Annotated in this window: 22 protein-coding genes, 1 pseudogene and 1 riboswitch; of the genes and pseudogenes, 15 read left to right on the top strand and 8 right to left on the bottom strand. The window is 70.5% G+C overall.

What is annotated here, in order from left to right; all coding sequences use genetic code 11:
* Positions 1-33: 33 nt before the first annotated feature.
* Positions 34-981 carry a carbohydrate-binding protein gene (locus ACXKR8_RS21665; protein ID WP_462100626.1) on the top strand — a complete coding sequence of 316 codons (948 nt, stop codon included), beginning with the start codon at positions 34-36 and terminating at the stop codon, positions 979-981.
* Positions 982-1,068: 87 nt separating this feature from the next.
* Here ACXKR8_RS21665 and nagA read toward each other — a convergent pair whose 3' ends face one another.
* Together nagA and ACXKR8_RS21655 are read right to left on the bottom strand one after the other, a co-directional pair.
* Positions 1,069-2,349, bottom strand: a complete 1,281-nt coding sequence (nagA, locus tag ACXKR8_RS21660) for an N-acetylglucosamine-6-phosphate deacetylase (RefSeq protein ID WP_458274531.1) — start codon at positions 2,347-2,349, stop codon at positions 1,069-1,071.
* Complete coding sequence (locus ACXKR8_RS21655) at positions 2,292-3,236, bottom strand: ROK family protein (protein ID WP_458274530.1); 945 nt, start codon at positions 3,234-3,236, stop codon at positions 2,292-2,294. The genes nagA and ACXKR8_RS21655 overlap by 58 nt, the downstream gene beginning before the upstream one ends.
* A gap of 557 nt (positions 3,237-3,793) precedes the next feature.
* On the opposite strand from ACXKR8_RS21655, the gene ACXKR8_RS21650 reads away from it, so the two are divergent.
* From ACXKR8_RS21650 to ACXKR8_RS21640, 3 genes are all read left to right on the top strand, one after another.
* Positions 3,794-5,056, top strand: coding sequence for an extracellular solute-binding protein (locus ACXKR8_RS21650; RefSeq protein ID WP_458274529.1), 1,263 nt, complete (start codon positions 3,794-3,796; stop codon positions 5,054-5,056).
* 78 nt (positions 5,057-5,134) lie between these two features.
* Complete coding sequence (locus tag ACXKR8_RS21645) at positions 5,135-6,109, top strand: carbohydrate ABC transporter permease (RefSeq protein WP_458274528.1); 975 nt, start codon at positions 5,135-5,137, stop codon at positions 6,107-6,109.
* 3 nt (positions 6,110-6,112) lie between these two features.
* Complete coding sequence (locus ACXKR8_RS21640) at positions 6,113-7,012, top strand: carbohydrate ABC transporter permease (protein ID WP_458274527.1); 900 nt, start codon at positions 6,113-6,115, stop codon at positions 7,010-7,012.
* A gap of 63 nt (positions 7,013-7,075) precedes the next feature.
* On the opposite strand, the gene ACXKR8_RS21635 is transcribed toward ACXKR8_RS21640, so the two are convergent.
* On the bottom strand, positions 7,076-7,426 hold the full coding sequence (locus tag ACXKR8_RS21635; protein ID WP_458274526.1) for a cupin domain-containing protein: 351 nt from the start codon (positions 7,424-7,426) through the stop codon (positions 7,076-7,078).
* A 68-nt stretch (positions 7,427-7,494) separates the two neighbouring features.
* Between ACXKR8_RS21635 and ACXKR8_RS21630 the strand changes: the two genes are divergently transcribed.
* The 5 genes from ACXKR8_RS21630 to ACXKR8_RS21610 all read left to right on the top strand — a co-directional run bounded on the left by ACXKR8_RS21630 (position 7,495) and on the right by ACXKR8_RS21610 (position 12,618).
* Positions 7,495-7,788: a DUF3263 domain-containing protein gene (locus ACXKR8_RS21630; RefSeq protein ID WP_458274525.1), complete on the top strand. Its 294-nt coding sequence runs from the start codon at positions 7,495-7,497 to the stop codon at positions 7,786-7,788.
* A 10-nt stretch (positions 7,789-7,798) separates the two neighbouring features.
* Positions 7,799-8,641 carry a trehalose-phosphatase gene (gene otsB / locus ACXKR8_RS21625; protein ID WP_458274524.1) on the top strand — a complete coding sequence of 281 codons (843 nt, stop codon included), beginning with the start codon at positions 7,799-7,801 and terminating at the stop codon, positions 8,639-8,641.
* A 232-nt stretch (positions 8,642-8,873) separates the two neighbouring features.
* Positions 8,874-10,136, top strand: a complete 1,263-nt coding sequence (locus ACXKR8_RS21620; RefSeq protein WP_458274523.1) for an RNA-guided endonuclease InsQ/TnpB family protein — start codon at positions 8,874-8,876, stop codon at positions 10,134-10,136.
* 35 nt (positions 10,137-10,171) lie between these two features.
* Complete coding sequence (locus ACXKR8_RS21615) at positions 10,172-11,893, top strand: serine/threonine-protein kinase (RefSeq protein ID WP_458274522.1); 1,722 nt, start codon at positions 10,172-10,174, stop codon at positions 11,891-11,893.
* Entirely contained in the window at positions 11,890-12,618 is a 729-nt protein-coding gene (locus tag ACXKR8_RS21610; protein ID WP_458274521.1) for a hypothetical protein, read from the top strand. The genes ACXKR8_RS21615 and ACXKR8_RS21610 overlap by 4 nt, the downstream gene beginning before the upstream one ends.
* Positions 12,619-12,630: 12 nt before the next feature.
* Here the strand turns inward: ACXKR8_RS21610 and ACXKR8_RS21605 are convergent, their stop codons facing one another.
* Both ACXKR8_RS21605 and ACXKR8_RS21600 read right to left on the bottom strand, forming a co-directional pair.
* Positions 12,631-14,061, bottom strand: a complete 1,431-nt coding sequence (locus tag ACXKR8_RS21605) for an alpha,alpha-trehalose-phosphate synthase (UDP-forming) (RefSeq protein ID WP_458274520.1) — start codon at positions 14,059-14,061, stop codon at positions 12,631-12,633.
* Positions 14,062-14,091: 30 nt separating this feature from the next.
* On the bottom strand, positions 14,092-15,057 hold the full coding sequence (locus tag ACXKR8_RS21600; RefSeq protein WP_458274519.1) for a glucosyl-3-phosphoglycerate synthase: 966 nt from the start codon (positions 15,055-15,057) through the stop codon (positions 14,092-14,094).
* 204 nt (positions 15,058-15,261) lie between these two features.
* Positions 15,262-15,396, top strand: a riboswitch (SAM riboswitch).
* Here ACXKR8_RS21600 and thrC point away from each other — a divergent pair.
* The 6 genes from thrC to ACXKR8_RS21570 all read left to right on the top strand — a co-directional run bounded on the left by thrC (position 15,390) and on the right by ACXKR8_RS21570 (position 20,332).
* Entirely contained in the window at positions 15,390-16,685 is a 1,296-nt protein-coding gene (gene thrC / locus ACXKR8_RS21595; RefSeq protein ID WP_458274518.1) for a threonine synthase, read from the top strand. Its footprint overlaps the riboswitch before it by 7 nt.
* A complete protein-coding gene (locus tag ACXKR8_RS21590) occupies positions 16,682-16,957 on the top strand; it encodes a MoaD/ThiS family protein (protein WP_458274517.1) in 276 nt (91 codons plus the stop codon). Before thrC ends, ACXKR8_RS21590 begins: the two co-directional genes overlap by 4 nt.
* A 445-nt stretch (positions 16,958-17,402) precedes the next feature.
* The gene (locus ACXKR8_RS21585; RefSeq protein ID WP_030255564.1) at positions 17,403-17,603 is read left to right on the top strand and encodes a cold-shock protein; all 201 of its coding nucleotides are present in this window, start codon (positions 17,403-17,405) and stop codon (positions 17,601-17,603) included.
* A 338-nt stretch (positions 17,604-17,941) separates the two neighbouring features.
* Complete coding sequence (groL, locus tag ACXKR8_RS21580) at positions 17,942-19,567, top strand: chaperonin GroEL (protein WP_458274516.1); 1,626 nt, start codon at positions 17,942-17,944, stop codon at positions 19,565-19,567.
* 130 nt (positions 19,568-19,697) lie between these two features.
* On the top strand, positions 19,698-20,072 hold the full coding sequence (locus ACXKR8_RS21575) for a hypothetical protein (RefSeq protein ID WP_458274515.1): 375 nt from the start codon (positions 19,698-19,700) through the stop codon (positions 20,070-20,072).
* The gene (locus tag ACXKR8_RS21570) at positions 20,069-20,332 is read left to right on the top strand and encodes a DUF4031 domain-containing protein (protein WP_458274514.1); all 264 of its coding nucleotides are present in this window, start codon (positions 20,069-20,071) and stop codon (positions 20,330-20,332) included. The genes ACXKR8_RS21575 and ACXKR8_RS21570 overlap by 4 nt, the downstream gene beginning before the upstream one ends.
* 61 nt (positions 20,333-20,393) lie before the next feature.
* Here ACXKR8_RS21570 and ACXKR8_RS21565 read toward each other — a convergent pair whose 3' ends face one another.
* The 3 genes and pseudogenes from ACXKR8_RS21565 to ACXKR8_RS21555 form a co-directional block, all read right to left on the bottom strand.
* Positions 20,394-21,053 carry an HD domain-containing protein gene (locus tag ACXKR8_RS21565; RefSeq protein WP_458275052.1) on the bottom strand — a complete coding sequence of 220 codons (660 nt, stop codon included), beginning with the start codon at positions 21,051-21,053 and terminating at the stop codon, positions 20,394-20,396.
* Between the two features lie 56 nt (positions 21,054-21,109).
* Positions 21,110-22,365 (bottom strand): annotated as a pseudogene (locus ACXKR8_RS21560) (ABC transporter permease).
* On the bottom strand, positions 22,365-23,060 hold the full coding sequence (locus ACXKR8_RS21555) for an ABC transporter ATP-binding protein (RefSeq protein WP_458275051.1): 696 nt from the start codon (positions 23,058-23,060) through the stop codon (positions 22,365-22,367). Before ACXKR8_RS21555 ends, ACXKR8_RS21560 begins: the two are co-directional and overlap by 1 nt.
* Positions 23,061-23,066 lie beyond the last annotated feature (6 nt).

Here is a 23,066-nt window from a genome sequence, read left to right as displayed (position 1 = left end):
TACCGGGGCGAGGGCGGTGCGGACGGGTCGTCGGTGCAGGAGACTGCCCCGCTGCCCGGTGTGCCGCGTACCTCGTACCACCAGGCGACCCAGGTCGGCCGGACCCAGTACGGCCAGCCACAGCAGCAGGCCCCGCAGCAGGCCCCGCAGGGCTATCAGCCGCAGCCGCAGCTGCCGCACCAGGACCAGCCGACGGCGCAGTACCGCCCGGCAGGCGAGCCCTCGGCGTACCAGGCCTCGCCGTACCAGGCCGGGCCCGGTGCCGCGCCGGCCAAGGCGACCCCGCCGCCAGGCGGGGGCCGGGCCGGGACCAGGGCCGCCGGCGGCGGTCGGGGCAGCAGCCGCGGGGTGATGTTCGGCGCGATCGGCGTGGGCGTCGCGGTCGTGGTGGTCATCGGCGTGGTGGCGTTCAGCGGCAGTCCCGACAAGTCCGGCAATGCCGGCAAGACCGGTGCCGCCAGCAGCTCGGCCCCGGCCGCGCTGCCCCCGGTCGCCTCCGCCTCGACGACCCCCTCGGTGGCGCCGACCACCGGGATCGTCGCCCCGGTCGACGCCGCGACGCTGACCCTGTCCGGCGGGGCCAAGACCAACACCGACCACAAGAACGCCCTCAGCGCGGGCGGCACCTTCGTGGACGGGATGACCACCCCCGGCGCCACCGTCACCTGGACCGTCGACGCACCGGCCAAGGGCAGCTACTTCCTCTGGGTCCACTACGCCAACGCGACCGGCCAGGACTCCGGCGCGATGGTGACGGTCAACCAGAAGGCCTCCTCCAGCCGGTCCATCGGGCTCAAGGACTACGGCAGCAAGGGCAGTTGGGACTCCTGGTTCAGCTCCTACAGCGGGGTCTCGCTGCAGAAGGGCCAGAACACCATCGCCATCACCTGCACCCCCCCGGTGGCCTGCAACTTCAACCTGGACCAGCTGGCGCTGACCCCGCCCACCGACTCCAGCAGCCGTCCCAGTACCTGGAAGTAGCACCTGGAAGCAGCGCCTGGAAGCAGCGCCGCGACGCACAAGGGCCCGGTCACGCAGCAGCGTCACCGGGCCCTGCTGCGTTCGCGGTCAGACCCGGGCCGGGACCTGGAACACGTCCGCGCCGACGATCCACTCGCCCTTGCGCATCACCGCGACCAGCTCGTTGGCCTCGTCCAGGACCACCAGGTCCGCGTCCTTGCCGACCTCGATCGAGCCGACCCGGTCGTCCACCCCGAGCAGCCGGGCCGGGTTCAGCGACAGCACCTGGGCCGCGCGGACCAGGGAGAGGCCGTTCAGGGCCACCGCGCGGCGGAAGGCCACGTCCAGGGTGAGCGTGCTGCCGGCGATGGAGCCGCCCTCGACCAGCCGGGCCACCCCGTCCTCGACCCGCACCTGCAGCGGGCCCAGCGGGTAGAGGCCGTCGCCGAAGCCGGCCGCCGACATGGCGTCGGTGATCAGCGCCACCCGGTCGAGGCCGGCACCCTTGATGGCGAGGTCGATCACCGCGGGGTGCAGGTGCACCCCGTCGCCGACCAGCTCGACGGTGACCCGCTCGTCCTCCAGCAGCGCCACGATCGGGCCCGGCGCGCGGTGGGCGATGCCGGGCATGGCGTTGAAGAGGTGGGTGGCCACGGTGGCGCCGGCCTCGATGCCGTCCAGCACCTTGTCGTAGCGGGCGTCGGTGTGGCCGATCGCCGCGATCACGCCCAGCTCCTTGAGCAGCCGGATCGACTCGATGCCGCCGTCCAGCTCGGGGGCCAGGGTGACCATCTTGGCGGTGCCGCGGGCGGCGTCCACCAGCTTGCGGACCAGCGCCGGGTCCGGGTCGCGGAGCAGGTCGGGCTGGTGCGCGCCGCAGCGGTTGATGCTGATGAAGGGGCCCTCGAAGTGCACCCCGGCCAGCACCCCGTCCTCGACCAGCTCACTGAGCACCGATGCCTGCCGGCAGACCTCGTCGATCTCCCCGGTGACGGTGCTGGCGACGGTGGTGGTGGTGCCGTGCTCCAGGTGGGTCCTGGCGGCGACCAGGGCCTCGGCGGCGATGCCGGAGGCGTAGGACGCGCCGCCGCCGCCGTGGACGTGCATGTCCACGAAGCCGGGGACCACGGTGTAGCCGGTGAGGTCGAGCGGTGGGGCTGCTCCGACCGGGGGAGTGGTGCCGTCGTCGGCCGCGTCGGTCCCGGCGCCGCCGACCTCGGAGCTGCGGACCTCGACGACCCGGCCGTTCTCGATGGTCAGCCGTCCGTTGTCGACGACGCCGGTGGGCAGGACGAGCCTGGCCCCGGCCAGCACAGTGCGGTCCGCGTTGCTCACGCGGTCACCTCCAGTGAGAGCAGATCCCAGGCGAGCAGCCCTGCGCCCAGGCATCCGGCGGTGTCTTTGAGCATCGCCGGTACGAGCACGGGCGGCACCTGGAACGTGATCCGTTCCTGGACCGCCTCGCGCAGGGGTGTGAACAGCGTGTCACCGGCTTCGGCGAGGCCGCCACCGATGATGACTGTTCGGGGGTCGAGCAGGCTCTGGGCGAAGACGATCCCGTCGGCCAGCGCCGCGATCGCCTCGGACCAGACCCTGATCGCGCGCCTGTCCCCGGCCTGCACGGCCCGGGCGCAGTCGGCCCCGTCCGCGGCCGGGTCGCCGCTGGCGGCGGCCCAGGCCCGGGTGACCGCGCCGGCCGAGGCCACGGTCTCCAGGCAGCCCCGCGCCCCGCAGCCGCACAGCTCCCCGCCGGGACGGACGATGATGTGGCCGATCTCCCCGCCGTTGCCGTGGGCCCCGGCCTCGATCCGCCCGTCGATGCCGATGCCGCCGGCGATGCCGGTGCCCAGGGCCATGAAGAGGAAGCGGTCGATGCCCCGCCCCGCCCCGATCCTGGCCTCGGCCAGGGCGCCGGTGCGGACGTCGTGCCCGAGCGCGACCGGCACCTCCTCCCCGTGGTCGGAGAGCCGTGCGCTCAGGAGCTGCCGCATCGGGAGGTCGCGCCAGCCCAGGTTCGCGGAGAACACGGCGATGCCGTGCTCCGCGTCGATGGTGCCGGGCACGGCGACGCCGGCCGCCGAGGCGGCCGTTCCGTAGCGGCGCAGGCCCTCGTCGCGCAGGTGCGCGGCGAAGTCCAGGATCGTCGCGACGACCGCGTCGGTCCCGTGCTCCCTGCCGGTCGAACGGCGCTCCACATGCAGGAGGGTGCCGTCCTGGGCGACGAGTGCGGCTTTCATGCCGGTCCCGCCGACATCGAGTGCGATGACGTGCTTCACGGGGGACAGTCTCCCTGTACGAGGGATCAGAGGTCTAGTCCAGTTTGCGGATTGGTCTGGTCCAGGCCCAGAAGGGCAGCTCGGCGGGGGTAATGGACAGATTTGTCGTCACTCGACTACGGATTGTGACAATGCGCTGAGCTGCGGAGATGCCGAATTGCCGGGCGCTGTGGTCTAGACCAAGTGGAACCGCAGGTCATCGGCCCCTCGATTCCGCAAGGGTGTTCCAGAAAATTCACCACAAGAACCTTTTCTGTCGTTACTTTTCGACACCTGAGCCCTCGTCGGATGGGTTTAGCTGATGGAAAATACAGCGATATGTCCAAATAGTCGTTGCACAGGCTGCAACGAAGTCCAGCTATTCGGTAAATGGTGTAGACCTCTTGAGCGCCACGCGGACAGACTGACGCCCATAGCGGGGACGGCAGGTCTTCCAGTCGGAGTGGGGCGGGTTCTCTTACGCCATCCGGTGGTTGCTGCCGACCTGGGACTCACATTCGAACCCGGCCAGGACCGGGTTCGCATCTGCGAAGGCGGTAGTTTTAGTGAAGCGTCGTGTGCTTGCCCTGTCTGCAATCGGCGTCGTCGGCGCCATGGCCCTGACGGCCTGCGGCAGCAGCTCCTCTTCCTCCTCCAAGCCCGCCGCAAGCGGTGGCGCCACCACCATCAAGCTTCTTGCTGCCGACTACGGCACCGCCGGTGGCCCGGACAGCTCGCAGACCTACTGGCAGGGCATCGCCGACGCCTTCCACGCGGCCAACCCGACGATCACCGTCAAGGTGCAGACGATCGCCTGGGACAACTGGAGCCAGGTCGCCACCCAGATCCAGAACAAGCAGTACCCGGACATCCTCGAGGGCGACGCCCCCCAGGAGCTCGCCGCCAACGGCCTGCTGTACCCGCTGAGCGACGTGATGTCCGCCAGCACCATCAGCAACCTGATCCCGGTCTTCGCCAAGCAGGAGGACGACGCCTCCGGCACCGCCTACGGCGCCCCGTTCACCACCAGCGCCCGCGCCCTCTTCTACAACAAGAAGCTGTTCGCCGCCGCGAAGATCGCCGCCCCGCCGACCACCTGGGCCGAGCTGCAGACCGACGCCGCGAAGATCAAGGCGCTCGGCAACGGCACCATCGGCTACGGTCTGCCGCTGGGTTCGGAGGAGGCGCAGGCCGAGTCCTACATCTGGATGCTGGGCAACGGCGGCGGCTACGTCGACGACTCCAACAAGTACGCGATCAACTCGCCCGCCAACATCGACACCTTCAAGTTCCTGACCGGTCTGGTCAAGGCCGGGGACACCCAGCCCAGCCCGGCCACCACCAACCGCCAGACCATCTGGGACGACTTCGCGGCCGGCCAGGTCGGCATGGCCGGCGGCTCCGGCTCGCTCATCGGCGGCATCACCAAGGCCGGCAAGCTGCAGGCCGCGGACTGGGGCGTCACCACGATGCCCGGCAAGTCCGGCCCGCTGACCAAGTCGCTCGCCGTCCACGACGACATCACCGCGTTCAAGGCCGGCGGCCACGCCGCGGAGATCAAGAAGTTCCTGGACTTCGCGTACTCCGACAAGTACCAGATCCAGTTCGACAACGAGTACAACCTGCTCCCGGCCACCACCTCCGCGTCGACCGCGATCTCCGCGAGCAACCCGGTCGCGGCCGGCTTCCTGGCCACCGTCCCCAACGCCGTGGTCTACCCGAACCAGACCAACTGGAACAGCCTCTCCGCGCTGGTCAAGAAGGACATCGGTACCGCTGCTCAGGGCACCGACCCGGCCACGGTTCTGGGCGACCTCCAGAAGTCCGCCACCAGCAACTAGTTGATCCGCACTGCTGAAGGCCGGCGCAGCGAGCAGGTTCGCTGCGCCGGCCTCCGGCGCGCACCGATGGAGAAGACCATGACCCAAACGACTCATGCCGACGCGCCAGGTGCGGCGCCCGGTCCGGGGGAGGCCCCCTCGGTGTCGCGGACCACGATGAGCCCGCTGCGGCGGCTGGGGCGGGCGCTCGAACCGCTGCCCTGGATCGCCCCGGCCACCGGCCTCATCCTCTTTGTGGTGATCTGGCCGGTCGTCGCGATGTTCCAGACCTCCCGGAGGCATTTCGGCTCCCTGGGCGGCGACATGGGCTCTGCGGGCTGGACCAACTTCACCAAGCTGTTCGACGAGACCGACCTCCCCGGCGTGCTGCTGCGCACCGTGCTCTGGGTGGTGGCCGTGGTCGCGATCACCCTGCTGGTCTCGCTGGCCGTCTCGAACCTCTTCAACAAGGAGTTCCCCGGACGCCGGGTGGCCCGCTGGGCGCTGATCGCCCCCTGGGCCGCCTCCGTGGTGATGACCTCGATCGTCTTCCGCTGGATGCTCGACCCCAGCAACGGCGCCTTCAACGTGCTGCTGCACGACCTGGGCCTGCTCAAGAGCTTCAACGCCGGCAACGCCGACTGGCTCGGCAACCCGACCTACGCCTTCGGCTGGGCGATCCTGGTCGCCGTCTTCGTCTCGGTCCCCTTCACCACCTACGCGCTGCTGGCCGGCCTGCAGTCGATCCCGGCCGAGGTGTACGAGGCCGCGAAGCTGGACGGCGCCTCCCCGTTCCGGACCTACTGGTCCGTCACCCTGCCGCTGCTGCGCCCCGCGCTGCTGGTGGCGGTCCTGATCAACGTGATGAACGTCTTCAACTCGTTCCCGATCATCTGGGAGATGACCGGCGGCGGCCCCGGCGACCAGACGGCCACCACCACGATCTTCATGTACACCCTGAAGTCGTCGAACATCGGCGAGGCCGCAGCGATGTCGGTCGTCAACTTCGGCTTCATCATCGTGATCGTCCTGCTCTTCCTGCGGGCGTCCAAGTGGAACTCCGCGGAGGACTGACAGATGACCACCCAGACCGCACCCGCGCGGGTGCCCGTTCCCTCCGGTCGGAAGAGCGACGGCAGCAAGCGCAAGACGCCGAAGCTGCGCACCGTGCTGATCGCCGGCACCGCATACCTGATCGGTGTCATCTTCCTGCTGCCGTACCTGGAAATGATCATCACGGCGCTGCGTCCGTCCAATGAGCTCAAGGACCGGGACCTGCTGCCGCACCACTTCAGCTTCTCCAGCTTCACCAACGTCTGGTCCGCCGGGCAGGGCGACACCGGCCTCGGCACCAACCTCGGGGTCAGCCTGGAGATCGCCATCGGCGCCACGCTGCTGGTGCTGCTGGTGGCCGTGCCCGCCGCGTACTACACCGCCCGGCGGAACTTCCGCGGCAAGCGGTTCTTCCTGCTGCTGGTGCTGGTCACCCAGATGTTCCAGCCCACCGCCATGATCGTCGGAATCTACCGGGAGTTCCTGCAGTTCAACCTGATTGACTCGGTCTGGTCGCTGATCCTGGTGAACGCCGGGTTCAACATGGCCTTCGCGGTGTGGATCCTCAACGCCTACTTCAGCGCGATCCCCAAGGAGATCGAAGAGGCCGCGATCGTGGACGGCTGCAGCCGGGTCGGCGCGATGTTCCGGGTGATCATCCCGCTGGCGATGCCCGGCCTGGTCACCGCGCTGATCTTCACCTTCATCGCCGCCTGGAACGAGTTCGTCGTCGCGCTGACGCTGACCACCTCGGTCAACCACCAGCCGCTGACGGTCAAGACCTCCACCTACATCGGCCAGTACTCGACCGACTGGCAGCACCTGTTCGCCAGCTCGGTGATCGCCACCATCCCGGTGATCATCCTGTTCGCCCTGATCGAGGGCAAGGTCGTCTCCGGCCTGACGGCCGGCTCGGTCAAGTAGCACCTCGGCACAGCAGAGGAGGGGCACCCCGCTGGGGGCGACCCCTCCTTCTGCTTCTCCGGCTCAGAGGCTGATGTGGTACGCCTTGCGCAGGGTCTCGTGCACGGTCCAGACCGTGCGGTCGCCCTCGCGCAGGACGCAGGCGTCGCCGGGGCCGACGTCGAAGGTGTCGCCGCCCTGCACCGCGATCGTGGCCCGGCCGCTGACCACGACGAAAAGCTCATTGGCCTCGGTGTCGGTGACGGTGCCCGGGGTGATCTGCCAGATTCCGCGGATCTGGCTGCCGTCCTCGGACTCCCAGAGCACCTTGCCGGAGACCTCGGGGGCGCCCTCGATGATCTGCTCCGGGTCGAGCGGGTCGGCTTCCAACTCCGCGTCCGGGATGTGTACGGCGAAACTGCTCATGCTGGTCATGGCCTCGACGCTAACCGCTGGGGGCGGCGGCGGGGCAGCGGCACAGTCTGTCGTACCCGCGCGGCAGAATGACAGGTCGTAGCGGGGCCCGGGAGCGGGAGGGCCGCGGGAGGGCTGCAGGAGGGCTGGAGCAGGTGGACGAACTCACCGACCGGGACCGGGCTGTGCTGGCGCTGGAGGCCCGGCAGTGGCGCACCGACGGGGCGAAGGAGGCGGCGATAAGGGAGCAGCTGGGGTTGGCCCCGGTTCGCTACTACCAGCTGCTCAACGGCCTGCTCGACCGCCCGGCCGCGCTGGTGCACGACCCGGTGCTGGTCAACCGGCTGCGGAGGTTGCGGGAGGCGCGGCGCTCGCGCCGATAGGCTCGAACGCATGGCCGTCATTGAACCGAGCACCACCGCCGGCGCAGCCGGGCTCGCCGCGCTGCTCAAGGACCCCGCCCGCGCCGTCGCCGGCTTCGACTTCGACGGGACGCTCGCGCCCATCGTGGCCGACCCCGAGCAGGCCAGGGCCCACCCCGGCGTGGTCCCCGCGCTGGCCCGGCTGGCCCCGCGGCTGGCCGCGGTGGTGGTGGTCACCGGACGCCCCGCCGCCACCGCGGTGGAGTACGCCGGCTTCGCCGGGGCGCCGGGCCTGGAGCACCTCACCGTCCTCGGCCACTACGGGCTGGAGCGCTGGGACGCCGCGACCGGCGAGCTGCACGCCCCCGCCGAGCACCCCGGCGTCACCGCGCTGCGGGCCGAGCTGCCGGGGCTGCTCGCCACCGCGCCGGAGGGGGTGTGGCTGGAGGACAAGGGCCATGCCCTCGCCGTCCACACCCGCCGCGCCGCCGAGCCCGACGCCGCCTTGGCGGCGCTGGACGCCCCGCTGCGGGCGGCCGCCGCCCGGCATCGGCTGGCGGTCGAGCCCGGACGGATGGTGCTGGAACTGCGGCCCCCCGGCATGGACAAGGGCGTCGCCCTGACCGGTTTCCTGCGCGAGCACGAGGTGGGAAGCGTTCTCTTCGCCGGCGACGACCTCGGCGATCTCGCCGCCTTCGCGGCGGTGGACGGGCTGCGGGCCTCGGCCGGGATGGACGCCCTGCTGGTGTGCAGCGCCCCGACCACGGGAGAGCCCCCGGTCCGCGCCCTGGCCGACCGCGCCGACCTGATCGTCCCCGGGCCCGAGGGTGTGGTGGCACTGATCAACGCCCTGGCCGAAGCACTGGGCGGATGAAGTAGTACGTAGACTGACCATCCGTCAACGAAGCGTGTTCTGTCGGATAACGGTGACATTTCGAAGACCCCGTGGAGACCTCCCAGGCGCTACCTTCCCAATGGCCGGGACTCCTGAGCGCAAGCCCCGGCCTCGGCCGGGATTGGCCCGTCCTTGGCTCGGAGCTGTGCAGCGGCGGAGGTCCGTGCGTTGTCAGTGGCCTGCGCTACGGTGACCGAAGGGGGGTGTTTCTATGCTGACGGGCCGCAGGTACCGACTTGAACTGACTGATGCTCAGGCTGTTCAGGCCGAGACGTTCGGTGACGTATGCCGCAGCGTGTGGAACACCGCGCTCGAACAGCGCCGGATGTACCGCAGGCGCGATGCGTGGATGGACTATGTGCCCCAGTGCGCCGAGATGGCCGACGCGAAGCGTGAGTTCCCCTGGCTCGCCGAGGCACCGTCCCATGTTTTGCAGCAGACCCTCAAGGATCTGGACAGGGCGTGCCGGACCCACGGGACGTTCAAGGTTCGCTGGCGTGCGAAGGCGCGCTGGTCGCCCTCGTTCCGATTTCCGATGGGCAAGCTGATCACAGTGGAACGCATCGGCCGCAAGTGGGGCCGGGCGAAACTCCCGAAGTTGGGTTGGGTTCGGTTCCGCTGCTCCCGACCGCTCGGAGGTGAGGTCCGGTCGGCGACCGTCTCCCGGTCGGGCGCGCACTGGCACGTCTCATTTCTGGTCGATGACGGCCGCGCTACGCCGGATGAGCACGCGATGCCCTCCACGGCCGTGGGCGTGGACCGGGGTGTGAAGGTCGCCGCGACAACGTCCGACAACCGGTTCCTTGACCGGAAGTTCACCACTGTCGGCGAATGTGGCAGGCTGCGACGGCTGCAGCAGAGACTGGCGCGGCAGCAGCGCGGCAGTAACCGGCGTAGGGCCAACGTCGCGGCGATCAACGCCATCACCGGTCGTGTGCGGGACCGGCGCGCGGATTTCTGCGCGTACGCCGCGAACCGCCTCGCCACGGACAATGCCGTGGTGGTCCTGGAAGACCTTCGAACGAAGAGTATGACCCGCAGCGCGGCCGGGACAGTGAACGCTCCTGGCGTCAACGTCGCTGCCAAGCGGGGCCTGAACCGGGTCATCCTGGACAAGGGGTGGCACCTGCTCGAACTCGCCCTGCGCAACGCCGCCCGGTACACCGGGACCACAGTCGTACTGGTCAATCCCGCGTACACGTCGCAGACGTGCAATCCGTGCGGGCACGTGGACCCGAAGAACCGCGAGAGCCAAGCGGCCTTCGAGTGCACGTCCTGCGGCCACCTGGCGCACGCCGACGTGAACGCGGCGAAGAACATCCTCGACAAGTACCAAAACGCCGCAGGGCATGCGGTGTCAGGGCGTGGAGACTTCGGCGTCAGCCGGTCCGCGAAGCGCCAACCACCGGCGCCGCGTACACCTGCGGGGCGAAGCCCCCGTGCCGTAGGCGCAGCCGGAATCCTCGCGCTGTAGCGCGGGGCGGAAGTCAAACAGGGGGTAGTAGGAGCATGGAATGGGTTGTTCCCGGATACCGGCACACGCGAGAACTCGGCTCGGGCGCCAGCGGGCGCGTGGTGCTGGCGCTGCACGATGAGACCGGCATGGCGGTCGCCATCAAGTACCTCGGCGAGGAACTCCGCGCCGACGCGGACTTCCTGGCGGAGTTCCGCGACGAGGCACGGCTGCTCGGAGACCTGGAGACGCCGTACGTGGTGCGGCTCTGGGAGTACGTGGAAGGGCCGCTCGGCGCCGCCATCGTGATGGAGCTGGTCGACGGCATCGCCCTGCGGGCGCTGCTGCGGCAGGCCGGGGCGACCGGCCCCGAGGCCGCGCTGGTGGTCCTCAAGGGCTCGCTGCTGGGTCTTGCGGCAGCGCATGCGATGGGCGTGGTGCACCGCGACTACAAGCCGGAGAACGTGCTGGTCGCGGCGGACGGCTCGTCCAAGCTGGTGGACTTCGGCATCGCGGTGAAGACCGGCGACGCGGTCGGCATCGCCGGCACCCCGCCGTACATGGCCCCGGAGCAGTGGGCCGGTGACCCGGCCACGCCGGCGGCGGACGTCTACGCCGCGACGGCCACCTTCTTCGAGTGCCTGACCGGGAAGCGCCCGTACCCGGGCACCGAGTTCGCCGAGCTGGTGGTGCAGCACACCACTGCCCCGATCCCGGACGAGCTGGCGCCGGAGGCGGTCCGCCCGCTGATCCGGCACGGCCTGGCGAAGACCGCCGAGGAGCGGCCCAGCAGTGCGGCGGCGTTCGTCGCGGAGCTGGAGTCGGTCGCGGGGGTCGCCTACGGCGAGGGCTGGGAGGAGACCGGCCAGCGGAAGCTGGCCGCGTTGGCGGCGTTGCTGCCGCTGCTGTTCCCCTCCGCGGGGGGTGTCGCTGCGGACGGCTCCACGGCGGTGGCGACGACGGTCCTGGGGGGTGTCGGAGCCGTGGGCAAGTCGGGCGGTCGGCTGATCCGCAAGCGGGTGCTGGTCGGCAGTGTGGCCGGAACCCTGCTGCTGGCCCTGCTCGGCGGGGGGTACGCCTCGGGCGCGATAGGCAACGGCCACACCAAGACCGTCGCCGACCCGGTCCCCACCGCGATCACGTCATTCACCCCGAGCGGCACCCCGACCCCGGTGCCGACGCCCACCCCGAGTACGACCCCGACCCCCTCGGCGACCCCGACCGCCTCGGTGAGCCCCACGGTGGTGCCCCCGACCACCGCGCCGGCCGGCGGGGGGCCGGTGACGGTCGCCCCCACCACCAAGGCCCCAACGAAGGCCCCCACGACGCCGCCGACCAAGGCCCCGCCGACCACGGTCCCCCCGGTCCCCAAGGTCACCGTTCCCAACCTGAACGGTCTGGCCACCGGCACCGCCCAGGCGACGCTGGTCAGGGTCGGCTTCGCCAAGGACAACATCACCTACACCCTGGCTCAGACGTGCACTGCCGCCGCCCCGGCCGGGGTCTACGCACAGAGCCTGCGTGCCGGTACCTCGGTGCCCAAGACCAGCAAGGTGAGCTTCTCGTCACGCACCTACGCCTGCTTGGCGTTCCCGGTCCTGACCGAGCGCTACACGCTCGCCTCGGCGCAGAAACTCCTCCTGGCCGACGGCTTCACCGCTGTCACCTTGGCCAACGGGTGCGCCAGCCAGCAGGTCTTCTCGCACTCGATCCCCGATGATCCCAACTTCCTCTGGTCCAACGCCAGCGTCGTTCTGTACTGCGAGGTAATCGGATGACCACCCCGGAAGACACCCCCTACGACGCCGTTCCGCAGGACGGCACTTTTCGGCTGCGGCCGCAGTATGAGCCTGCGCCCCCGCCGGACACCTCGACCGTGCAGCTGGGTGGGGGCGGCGGGTACGGGTACGGCGCGCCGATGCCGGCGTATGAGGCGACGCCGACGGTGTTCTCGCCGACGCCCGCGCCCGGCGCTGAGCCGCCCGCTGAGAGTCTGATCAGGTTCGGGCCGGGCGTGCCCGACCCCAAGACCGCGCGGACCATGGCCGTCTGGCAAGGCGCCGGCCCGGCCGGCGCCGCTGCCGGCGCCGAGGAGAAGAAGCCGAAGAAGCGGCTGCTGGGCGGCTTCCTGCTGGCCGCCTTGGTCTTCCTCGGGGTGGTCGCGTTCCTGCTGTGGAACCACTTCGCCACCCCGCTGGCCATCAGCTCGGTCAAGGTCACCACCAGCCCGGCCGCCCTGGCCTGCGACGGCACCGAGCAGATCAACGCCGTGGTCAACACCAACGGCGGCTCCGGGAAGATCCAGTACCGCTGGCTCCGCAGTGACGGCGAGGACGACGGGATGCAGACCAGGACCGTCCCCTCGGGGGTGCACCAGGTGTCGCTGCCGTTCCACTGGACCGTTCAGGGCCGCGGCAATCTGCAGGCGACGGCGACGGTGGAGATCACCGAGCCCGGTGACCACTCCGCCTCCGCCACCTTCAACTACTCCTGCTCGAAATAACCTCGCAATAGCTCAGCCCTTCTGATCCTCCGTCAGGGCCTGGTACTGCTCCAGGAACCAGGCCGACGGCGGCAGCGCCGTGCTCGCCGCGGCCAGCCGCCGGCTGCGGGCCGTGCGCTCCTGCTCCGGCATGGTCAGGGCGGTGTGCAGGGCCTCCGCCGTGGCGATGATGTCGTAGGGGTTGACCACGATGGCGTCCTGGCCCAGCTCCTCGTAGGCGCCGGCCTCGCGGGAGAGGACCAGGGCGCAGCCCTGGTCGGAGACCACCGGGACCTCCTTGGCGACCAGGTTCATGCCGTCCCTGATCGGGTTCACCAACGCCACGTCGGCCAGCCGGTACGCGGCCAGCGAGCGCGCGAAGTCGTCGTCCACCTGCAGCATCACCGGCTGCCAGGTCGGCGTGCCGAACTCGTCGTTGATCTCCTGGGCCACCCGCAGCACCGAGGCGGTGTACTCGCGGTACTCCGGCAGGTCGTGCCGGGAGGGGTAGGCGAAGGCGATGTGGACGACCCGGTCCAGCCACTCGTCGCGGGTCCGCAGCAGGTGCCGGTAGGCGTGCAGGCCGCGGACGATGTTCTTGGACAGCTCGGTCCGGTCCACCCGGACCACGGTCTTCCGGTCGCCGACCGCCTCGCGCAGCGAGGCCAGCCGGGAGTCCACGTCCGGACGGTGCGCCCGCTCGCGCAGGAAGTCGCCGTCCGCGCCCAGCGCGTGCACCCCGAGCTGGGTGGTCCGGCCCTTGTAGGTGACGGTGAGGGCGTCCCGGTCGACGTCGGCGCCGAGGATCGCCTCGCAGCAGTCGGCGAAGGCGCCGGCCCAGCGCCGGGTGAGGAACCCGGCGTGGTCCGCGCCCAGGATCCCGGCCAGCACGTCCCGGGCCACGTCGTCGGGCAGCAGCCGGTAGTAGTCCGGCGGGGCCCAGGGGGTGTGCGAGAAGTGCCCGATCCGCAGGTCGGGCCGCAGCTCGCGGAGCAGCCGGGGGGTCAGTGACAGGTGGTAGTCCTGGACCAGCACGGTGGCGCCCGGCGCCGCGTTCTCGGCCAGGGCCTCGGCGAAGGCGGTGTTGTACGCCTCGTAGGAGGCCCACTCGCGCCGGAAGGAGCTGCCGAAGACCGGGGTGGTCGGGGTGTTGAAGATCAGGTGGTGGACGAACCAGAGGGTCGAGTTGGCGATCCCGTTGTAGGCCCGGGCGAAGGTGCCCGGGTCGATGTCCAGCATCCGTACCGAGGGGTCGTCCAGACCCTGCCGGGTCGCGGCGCGGTCGCCCTCCGACAGCGCGGCGCAGACCCAGACCGAGTCGACCTCGTCGCCGATGGCGCTCAGCCCGGAGACCAGCCCGCCGCCGCCCCGGCGTGGGGTGAGGGTGCCGTCGTCCTCGACGGTGAACGAGATCGGACCCCGGTTGGAGGCGAGCAGAATCGATGCCGGACTAGCTGTGACCATGGTGCTCAGCCTTGCCTACTCGTGACCGGGTCAAACGTCGTTCGCGGTCAGCGTGACGATGGGTGGCCGGTCGGTGACCGGGATGTCCGCGGTGGTGGGGGTGAATCCGGCCGCGGTGCGGGTGAACTGGGTGAGCCTCGGGGTGGCCAGGTCGTCCGCGGCCTTGATCCGGTTGCTGCGGACCAGCCGGTCCAGCGCGGTGAGCTGGATGGTGGCCGCCATCCGGCCGAGGGCCTGCGCGTCCTGGTGCCGGTGGTGCCGGACGCCGACGTCCACCTGGGCCAGGGCGTCGAGCCCGGCCAGCTCCAGGGCGTCCACCAGCAGGCCCAGCTCCACGCCGTAGCCGGTGGGGAAGGGCAGCCGCTCCAGCAGCGAGCGCCGGGCCGCGTACTCGCCGCCGAGCGGCTGGACGAAACCTGCCAGCCGCGGCCAGTAGAGGTTCAGCAGCGGGCGGGCGACCAGCTCGGTGACCCGTCCGCCGCCGGCCGGGATGACCGCGTCCTCGGTCTCCAGCGGCCGGTCGTACATGGCCTTGACGAAGGCCACCTCGGGCTCGGTGAGCAGCGGCCCGACGATGCCGGAGACGAAGGCGGAGTCGAACTCGCGCAGGTCGGCGTCGATGAAGCAGACGATGTCGCCGCTGGTGGCGAGGAGCGAGCGCCACAGCACCTCGCCCTTGCCGGGCAGCACCGGCAGCTCGGGAAGTATCGAGTCGCGGTGCACCACCCGGGCCCCGGCGTCGGCGGCGACCTGCGCGGTGCGGTCGCCGGAGCCGGAGTCGACCACGACCAGTTCGTCCACCAGCGGCACGGCGTCCATCAGGTCGCGGCGGATGGCGGACACGATCCCGCCGACCGTGGCCTCCTCGTCCAGCGCGGGCAGCACCACGCTGACGGTGCTGCCGCTCGCCCGCTTGGCGGCGAGCAGCTCGGGCAGCGAGCGGTCGGCGGCCGCCCAGGAGCGGTGGCGCAGCCAGTCCGCGACCTCGTCAAGCACAGGACTCCTCTGGTGTGACACGGGCCGTGATGCGCGTCTCGTCTCGCGGACGCCCAGTGATCGCGGGCGTCGCTTCGGTTACAGTCTTGGGGATGACACGCGTCCGCCGCACGGTGGACACACGTCGTCAGCTCCACTCCGGTGCGACCACAGTATCCAAGCGCCGGAGCACAAACGCGGTCCGGCTGCGACCGGTCGCCATAGAGCTCATCCAGAGGGACTGAGGGAACGGCCCGTTGAAGTCCCGGCAACCCTCCTGCCAGCTACAGCCGTCAAGGCCCTGGTGGGGAAGGTGCCAATTCCGTCCTGCGGCGAAACGCGTCGCGGGGAAGATGAGGAGAGAGGGCCTCGCCATCATGGCTGCTGTAACTGTCACACCCGAGTCTTTCGGTCCCGCCGTCGCCCTGTCCTGCAGGGAGTGCGGTGCGCGGACCCCGCTCGCCCCCGACTTCGCCTGTACCGAGTGCTTCGGGCCCCTTGAGGTGGCCTACGAGCTGCCGAGCGGCGACCCCGAGGCGCTCCGGGCGCGGATCGAGGCGGGCCCGGCGAACATCTGGCGCTACGCGCCGCTGCTGCCGGTCTCCGCGGACGTGGCGACCAGGCCCAACATCAACCCCGGCTGGACCAAGCTGGTCAAGGCCGACAACCTGGCCCGCGAGCTGGGCGTCACCGGCGGCCTGTACGTCAAGGACGACTCCGGCAACCCGACCCACTCCTTCAAGGACCGGGTCGTCGCGATCGCCGTCGAGGCCGCCCGGGTCTTCGGCTTCACCACCCTCTCCTGCTCCTCCACCGGCAACCTGGCCGGAGCGGTGGGCGCCGCCGCCGCCCGCACCGGGCTCCGCTCCTGCGTGTTCATCCCGCAGGACCTGGAGCAGGGCAAGATCGTGATGGCTGCCGTGTACGGCGGCGAGCTGGTCGGCATCGAGGGCAACTACGACGATGTGAACCGCTTCTGCTCGGAGCTGATCGGCGACCCGGCCGGTGAGGGCTGGGGCTTCGTCAACGTCAATCTGCGGCCGTACTACGGCGAGGGCTCGAAGACCCTGGCGTACGAGATCTGCGAGCAGCTGGGCTGGCGGCTGCCGGACCAGCTGGTGATCCCGATCGCCTCCGGCTCCCAGCTGACGAAGATCGACAAGGGGCTCAAGGAGCTGATCGCGCTCGGCCTGGTCGAGGACAAGCCCTACAAGATCTTCGGCGCCCAGGCCGAGGGCTGCTCCCCGGTCTCGGTGGCCTTCAAGGCCGGCCACGACGTGATCCGCCCGCAGAAGCCGAACACCATCGCCAAGTCGCTGGCGATCGGCAACCCGGCGGACGGCCCCTATGTGCTGGACATCTGCCGGCGCACCGGCGGCGCGGTCGAGGACGTCAACGACGAGGAGGTCGTGGACGCGATCAAGCTGCTGGCCCGGACCGAGGGGATCTTCGCCGAGACGGCGGGCGGGGTCACCGTGGGCGTGCTGCAGAAGCTGATCAAGAACGGCCTGCTCGACCCGGCCGTCGAGACCGTGGTCCTCAACACCGGCGACGGCCTGAAGACCCTGGACGCGGTGGAAGCCACCACCGGCCTGTCCGCCACCATCCGCCCCACCCTTGACTCCTTCCGAGAGGCTGGCCTCGCATGAGCGTCTCCGTCCGCATCCCGACCATCCTGCGCACCTACACCGGCGGCGCCGCCGAGGTGAAGGCCGAGGGCGCCACCCTCGCCGCTGTCATCGCCGACCTGGAGGCCCACCACGCCGGGATCGGCGGCCGCATCCTCGACGACAGCGGCAAGCTGCGACGTTTCGTCAATGTGTATGTGAACGACGACGACGTGCGTTTCGCCGACGGCCTGGAAACCGTGATCGCCGACGGCGGCGCGGTGTCGATCATTCCCGCCGTGGCCGGTGGCTGATTTCATTCGTTCCGCCGCCTGACAAAAGCCGGGGTGCCTTCCTCCATCAGGAGGGCACCCCGGTTCTTGCTTTCCCGGGACAGCGGTAGAGTGGCTTCCGGTTGAGGCAGGCCGCGCGGTCCGCGCGGTATTCAAACCCCTTCTCTTCCGGTATCTGCCACCACCTGCAGCCCAAGGGGCTGCCGCGCCCCCACGGGTTCGCCGAGAAATCCTGAAGCGATTTGTCCTTCAGGTCCGCTATGCCCGGAGCGCTTTGCTGCCCTTTGTTGGCATAAGCACTGCTCTGCCCCTTAATACCGGCTGAGAATTCTCCGCCGTGCGCCCTGTTGCGGAGGGCATCTGAGTGGATACATTCAGCGTCGGTCAAGCGTCGCGCAGAGCGTGGGCGCTCGATCCGGTCCGCGGAGTGCGGTCCGTGAAAGGGCCAGTAATAGGGGAGTACGGAATGGCTCAGGGCACCGTCAAGTGGTTCAACGCGGAGAAGGGATACGGCTTCATCGCGGTCGACGGTGGTGCGGACGTGTTCGTCCACTACAGCGCGATCCAGATGGACGGCTACCGGTCGCTCGAGGAGGGCCAGCGGGTCGAGTTCGAGATCTCGCAGGGTCAGAAGGGTCCGCAGGCGGACATGGTCCGCGTGGTGTGACCGCTCGGTCGAGCGATCGTCGAGACGCTTTTCGGTGGGCCCGCACTCCTTCTCGGAGGGCGGGCCCACGGGCGTTCCCGGGGTCCGAGTGAGACATCTGCTTGCTCCCACCCGTCGCCCGACCGCCACCCCTCATCGAGGCCCTGAAGGGCCGCACCTTGCACTCAAGGGGTGAGAGTGCTAATCATTGGCGTTAGCACTCTGAGGTAGAGAGTGACAACGGGCCGGGTAGGTGAGGCTCCGGACGCGACGGGAAGTGACCGTCGTAGGTCGGGGCCGTCCGTCGCGGGCGCCAGCGCGGTCCACACGCAGCCACCCTGTCCGGGAGGACCACTTCCATGGCCAAGATCATTGCGTTTAACGAGGAAGCTCGTCGCGGCCTTGAGCGCGGGATGAACCAGCTCGCCGACGCTGTCAAGGTCACGCTCGGCCCCAAGGGCCGCAACGTCGTCCTGGAGAAGAAGTGGGGCGCCCCCACGATCACCAACGACGGTGTCTCCATCGCCAAGGAGATCGAGCTCGAGGACCCGTACGAGAAGATCGGTGCCGAGCTCGTCAAGGAGGTCGCCAAGAAGACGGACGACGTCGCGGGCGACGGCACCACCACCGCCACCGTGCTCGCCCAGGCGCTCGTCCGCGAGGGTCTCCGCAACGTCGCCGCCGGCGCCAACCCGATGGCGCTGAAGCGCGGCATCGAGAAGGCCGTCGCCGCCGTCTCCGCCCAGCTCCTCGAGCAGGCGAAGGACGTGGAGACCAAGGAGCAGATCGCCTCCACCGCCTCCATCTCCGCCGCTGACCCCCAGATCGGCGAGCTCATCGCCGAGGCGATGGACAAGGTCGGCAAGGAAGGCGTCATCACCGTCGAGGAGTCGCAGACCTTCGGTCTGGAGCTCGAGCTCACCGAGGGCATGCGCTTCGACAAGGGCTTCATCTCGGCGTACTTCGCCACCGACCTGGAGCGTATGGAGACCTCGTTCGAGGACCCCTACATCCTGATCGCCAACTCCAAGATCGGCGGGGTCAAGGACCTGCTCCCGATCCTGGAGAAGGTCATGCAGTCCGGCAAGCCGCTGCTGATCATCGCCGAGGACGTCGAGGGCGAGGCGCTCTCCACCCTGGTCGTCAACAAGATCCGCGGCACCTTCAAGTCCGTCGCCGTCAAGGCTCCGGGCTTCGGTGACCGTCGCAAGGCCATGCTCGGCGACATCGCCATCCTCACCGGTGGCACGGTCATCTCCGAGGAGGTCGGCCTCAAGCTTGAGAACGCCGGTCTGGAGCTGCTCGGCCGCGCCCGCAAGGTCGTCATCACCAAGGACGAGACCACCATCGTCGACGGTGGCGGCGAGAGCGACCAGGTCGCCGGCCGGGTCAACCAGATCCGCGCCGAGATCGAGAACAGCGACTCGGACTACGACCGCGAGAAGCTCCAGGAGCGCCTGGCGAAGCTCGCGGGCGGCGTGGCCGTCATCAAGGCCGGCGCCGCGACCGAGGTCGAGCTCAAGGAGCGCAAGCACCGCATCGAGGACGCCGTTCGCAACGCGAAGGCGGCCGTCGAGGAGGGCATCGTCGCCGGTGGCGGCGTGGCGCTGCTGCAGGCCTCGGTGGTCTTCGAGAAGCTGGAGCTGGAGGGCGACGAGGCCACTGGCGCCAACATCGTCAAGGTCGCCCTTGAGGCCCCGATCAAGCAGATCGCCTTCAACGCCGGCCTCGAGGGCGGCGTCGTGGTCGAGAAGGTCCGCAACCTGCCCTACGGCCACGGCCTGAACGCCGCGACCGGCGAGTACGTGGACCTGATCGCGGCCGGCATCATCGACCCGGCCAAGGTCACCCGCTCCGCCCTGCAGAACGCGGCCTCCATCGCCGCGCTCTTCCTCACCACCGAGGCGGTCATCGCCGACAAGCCCGAGAAGGCCGGTGCCGCTGCCGGCGGCGGCGGCATGCCGGGCGGCGACATGGACTTCTGATCCTGACCTGCCGGTCGGATCAGTAGTACCCGCGTGCGAGGCGGCTCTCCCTGTTGAGGGGAGGGCCGCTTTGCTGTGTCCCGGGGGCCGGCGATGTCCTGGGGCTTGCCGGGTTTGGGACAATGGGGGGATGGACTCCGCCGAAAGCTCGAACCCCGGGATCGAATCCGCCCTCCACACCGCCCGTGCGGGCGTGCTCCGCGACCTGACCACCCGCGACATCGCCGACGCCGCGGTCGTCTCGCTGCTGGAGGACGCGGTGGCGCAGCGCCGCTGGTGGGTGGAGCAGTGGCCGGACGGCGCCGGGTTCCTGCTGGGGCTGGTCGCCCAGGACATCCAGGACGCCCTGCTGGAGGCCTACGGCCGCTGGCCGCTGTGCGGGTCCTGCGCGGTCGAGGGGGAGCTGCAGGCGCTCAGCGTGGATCCGGAGCTGGGTCCTGACCCGCACTGGGTGTGCGAGAAGGAGGGCATTGTGATCGCCGCGGTCGGAGCGCTCGAGGCATGATCCTGATCGACCCGCCGGCCTGGCCGGGGCACGGGCGACTGTGGTCGCACCTCGTCAGCGACGTCTCCTTCGAGGAGCTGCATGCGTTCGCGCGGCGGCTGGACATTCCCGAGCGGGGGTTCGAACGCGACCACTATGACGTTCCTGAACGTCTGTACGAGGCGGCGGTGGCGGCGGGGGCGGTGCCTGTGCGGAGCCGTGAGGTCGTCGCCAGGCTTACCGCGGCAGGGCTGAGGCGGCGGAAAGGTGCACGTCTGTAGGGGCACTTGTTCGCGCAGTTCCCCGCGCCCCCAGGTAGCTGCCTGGCTGGCCACCTGCCTACTACGGGCGCAGAGTGTCCAGTTCCCTGGTGAGGTTGCTCCGGGCGGCTGCGTCGTAGCGCTTCTTGGCGACAGGCGTGCGGAACAGCGTCGGCAGTGCCAGGAGCTGCTCCAGGACGGCCGCGCGTCCGGCCCGGAAGTCCTCGTCGGGGACGAAGGCGTACTCCTCCCGTACCGACAGCGCGTAAGCGGTGTACGCGGCCGGGCTGCGGCCCAGGACGGCCAGGTCCGCGTCGCACAGCACCTCGCCGTTGCGGTCGCCCGGCGCGGGGTCGTGACCGGTCGTCAGGCGCACCAGCCGGGCCGCCTCGGCCGTCACCGCGGCCGGCACCCCCGCCTCCGGCAGGACCCGCTCGGCGAGCCTCGCGCTGCGCTCCTCGTTCTCGGCGCGGTCCGGCGCGTACACGGCGTCGTGGAACCAGGCCCCCAGCCGGACCGCGTCGGCGTCCTCGGCCAGCTCGGCCAGCTCGTCGACCCCGTCCAGGACCGCGGCCAGATGGCTGAGCGTGTGGTACCGCCGCTGCGGCTCCGACCAGCGGCGCAGCAGTTCGTCGCCGAAGCCGGCGGAGGGCGCCGAACCGGGGGCTGCGACGCGGTCCAGCAGGGCCGTCCAGCGCTCCAGGAGGGCGGCGGCGAGCTCGGCGTCGGGATGCTGGGGCATGGGCATGAGGCCATTGTGAAGCAAGAGGGGGCACCCCCGGGCGGCCAAGGCGGCCGTCAGCGCCGCAACGCCTCCGCCGGTTGGATCCGGGACGCGCGCCAGGCCGGGTAGAGGCCCGCCGCCAGGCCGGTCAGCAGGCCGACCAGGGGGGCCGCGGCGACGGTGCTGGTGTGCATGACCGGGGTCCACTGCCGGGCGAGTGCCACCAGGACCACCGTGGCCGCGCCCAGCGCCGTGCCGATCAGACCGCCCATCGCCCCAGGGCCCCCGACTCGGCCAGGAACTGGAGCGTGATGTGGCCGCCCCGCGCCCCCAGCGCCCGGCGCAGGCCGATCTCGCCGGTCCGCTCCAGCACCGCGACCAGGGTGGTGTTGGCGATGCCCACCGCCCCGATGATCAGGCAGATCGCCGCGAGCAGCAGGAACAGCTGGTTGAGGTCGGAGGTGACATCGGTGCGCAGGGTCCGGGGGTCGGGCGGCGCGGTGGCCTTGAGGTACTCCGGGTGGTCCGGCCGCAGCGCGGTCGGGGCCTCGGCGGCGAGCTGCTGGGCCGCCCCGATCGCGGTGGAGATCACCATCTTCGCGTCCCCCGGGTCCTTCGGCGGCCCCCAGAGCTTCTCGGCGGTCCGGCGCGGCACGATCACGGCCGACAGCAGGTCGGGCTCGCGCTGGACGTCCGAGATGATCCCGGCCACGGTGAACGCCTGGTCGCCGATGAACACGGCGGGGTGCGCGGTCAGTGTGGAGATGCCCAGCTTGGCGGCGGTGCCGGCGCCGATCACCGCGACGGCCTGGGAACCGTTGTCGGCGAAGGAGTCGAACACCCGTCCCTGCGCCAAGGTGGGCAGGACCGCGGTGAACACCCCGGGGGAGGCCGCGATCACGCTGATCTGGTCGCCCGGCGCCGCCCCGTCGCCGACCGGGGCGGACCGTACGGTCACCCCGTCCGCGAGCGCGACCGGCCAGTACACCCCGGCGCCGCGCACCCCGTGCAGCCGTCCGACCCGCTGGTCGGCGTCGGCGGGGAAGGGGAACCCGGCGAACGAGTCCTGGCCCGGCGACACCCCGGTGACGGTCACCTCGGTCGCGCTGAGCACCGAGAACCGGGAGTCGATCTGCGAGGAGGTGGTGGCGGTCAGCCCGAGGATGGCCACGAAGGTGCCCACTCCGAGCACCGTGCCGAGCGCGGTGAGCAGGGAGCGGCCGGGGCGCTGGAGCACCCCGGCGAGCGATTCGTCCAGGACGTCCCGCAGCACGAACCGGGTGGGTTCGATCGGACGTTCGGAGCGGGGGGTGCGTCGCAGGGTCCGCATCAGCTGCTCACCTGCTCTCGGAGCAGCCCGTCCCTGATGGTCACCGAGCGCTCGCCGCGCGCGGCCACCTCGTTGTCATGGGTGATCACCACGATGGTCATGCCGGCCGCGTGCAGGTCGTCCAGCAGGTCGAGGACCGAGGCGGCGTTGGAGGTGTCCAGGTTGCCGGTCGGCTCGTCGCAGAGCAGCAGCGAGGGGTTGCCGACCAGGGCCCGGGCGATGGCGACGCGCTGCCGCTCGCCCCCGGACAGCCTGCCGGGCACGGCGCTGAGCCGGTGGCCCAGCCGTACGCTCTCCAGCGCGGCCCGGGCCCGGTCCCGCCGCTCCGCGCGCGGCTGCGCGGTGTAGACCATCGCCAGCATCACGTTCTCCAGGGCGCTGCGGTGCGGCAGCAGGTGGAAGGACTGGAACACAAAGCCGATCCGGCGGCCCCGCAGCGCGGTGCGGTCGCGGTCCTTGAGGCCGCCGGTGTCGATGCCGTCGAGCCGGTAGACCCCCGAGGTGGGGGCGTCCAGCAGGCCGACCACATTGAGGAAGGTCGACTTGCCTGAGCCGGACGGGCCGACCACGGTGATGAACTCGCCCCGACCGACCGTCAGATCGCAGTGGGACAGGGCGGTGACCGGTGGCGGGCCGGGGTAGGTCAAGCCGATCCCGGTGAACTCGATGACCGGGACCGGCTGTTGGGGCTGCATGTCGAC

The organism is Streptacidiphilus sp. PAMC 29251 (assembly GCF_054208735.2).
This window is presented reverse-complemented; position numbering and strand designations above follow the sequence as displayed.

Coding starts and splice junctions, on each gene's coding strand:
- ACXKR8_RS21565 (WP_458275052.1), bottom strand. CDS start 21,053: ATGCCCCAGCATCCCGACGCCGAGCTCGCCGCCGCCCTCCTGGAGCGC.
- ACXKR8_RS21640 (WP_458274527.1), top strand. CDS start 6,113: ATGACCACCCAGACCGCACCCGCGCGGGTGCCCGTTCCCTCCGGTCGG.
- ACXKR8_RS21570 (WP_458274514.1), top strand. CDS start 20,069: ATGATCCTGATCGACCCGCCGGCCTGGCCGGGGCACGGGCGACTGTGG.
- otsB (WP_458274524.1), top strand. CDS start 7,799: ATGGCCGTCATTGAACCGAGCACCACCGCCGGCGCAGCCGGGCTCGCC.
- ACXKR8_RS21645 (WP_458274528.1), top strand. CDS start 5,135: ATGACCCAAACGACTCATGCCGACGCGCCAGGTGCGGCGCCCGGTCCG.
- ACXKR8_RS21630 (WP_458274525.1), top strand. CDS start 7,495: ATGACAGGTCGTAGCGGGGCCCGGGAGCGGGAGGGCCGCGGGAGGGCT.
- ACXKR8_RS21590 (WP_458274517.1), top strand. CDS start 16,682: ATGAGCGTCTCCGTCCGCATCCCGACCATCCTGCGCACCTACACCGGC.
- ACXKR8_RS21555 (WP_458275051.1), bottom strand. CDS start 23,060: ATGCAGCCCCAACAGCCGGTCCCGGTCATCGAGTTCACCGGGATCGGC.
- ACXKR8_RS21635 (WP_458274526.1), bottom strand. CDS start 7,426: ATGACCAGCATGAGCAGTTTCGCCGTACACATCCCGGACGCGGAGTTG.
- ACXKR8_RS21605 (WP_458274520.1), bottom strand. CDS start 14,061: ATGGTCACAGCTAGTCCGGCATCGATTCTGCTCGCCTCCAACCGGGGT.
- ACXKR8_RS21620 (WP_458274523.1), top strand. CDS start 8,874: ATGCTGACGGGCCGCAGGTACCGACTTGAACTGACTGATGCTCAGGCT.
- nagA (WP_458274531.1), bottom strand. CDS start 2,349: ATGCCTGGGCGCAGGGCTGCTCGCCTGGGATCTGCTCTCACTGGAGGT.
- ACXKR8_RS21575 (WP_458274515.1), top strand. CDS start 19,698: ATGGACTCCGCCGAAAGCTCGAACCCCGGGATCGAATCCGCCCTCCAC.
- thrC (WP_458274518.1), top strand. CDS start 15,390: ATGAGGAGAGAGGGCCTCGCCATCATGGCTGCTGTAACTGTCACACCC.
- groL (WP_458274516.1), top strand. CDS start 17,942: ATGGCCAAGATCATTGCGTTTAACGAGGAAGCTCGTCGCGGCCTTGAG.
- ACXKR8_RS21610 (WP_458274521.1), top strand. CDS start 11,890: ATGACCACCCCGGAAGACACCCCCTACGACGCCGTTCCGCAGGACGGC.
- ACXKR8_RS21615 (WP_458274522.1), top strand. CDS start 10,172: ATGGAATGGGTTGTTCCCGGATACCGGCACACGCGAGAACTCGGCTCG.
- ACXKR8_RS21585 (WP_030255564.1), top strand. CDS start 17,403: ATGGCTCAGGGCACCGTCAAGTGGTTCAACGCGGAGAAGGGATACGGC.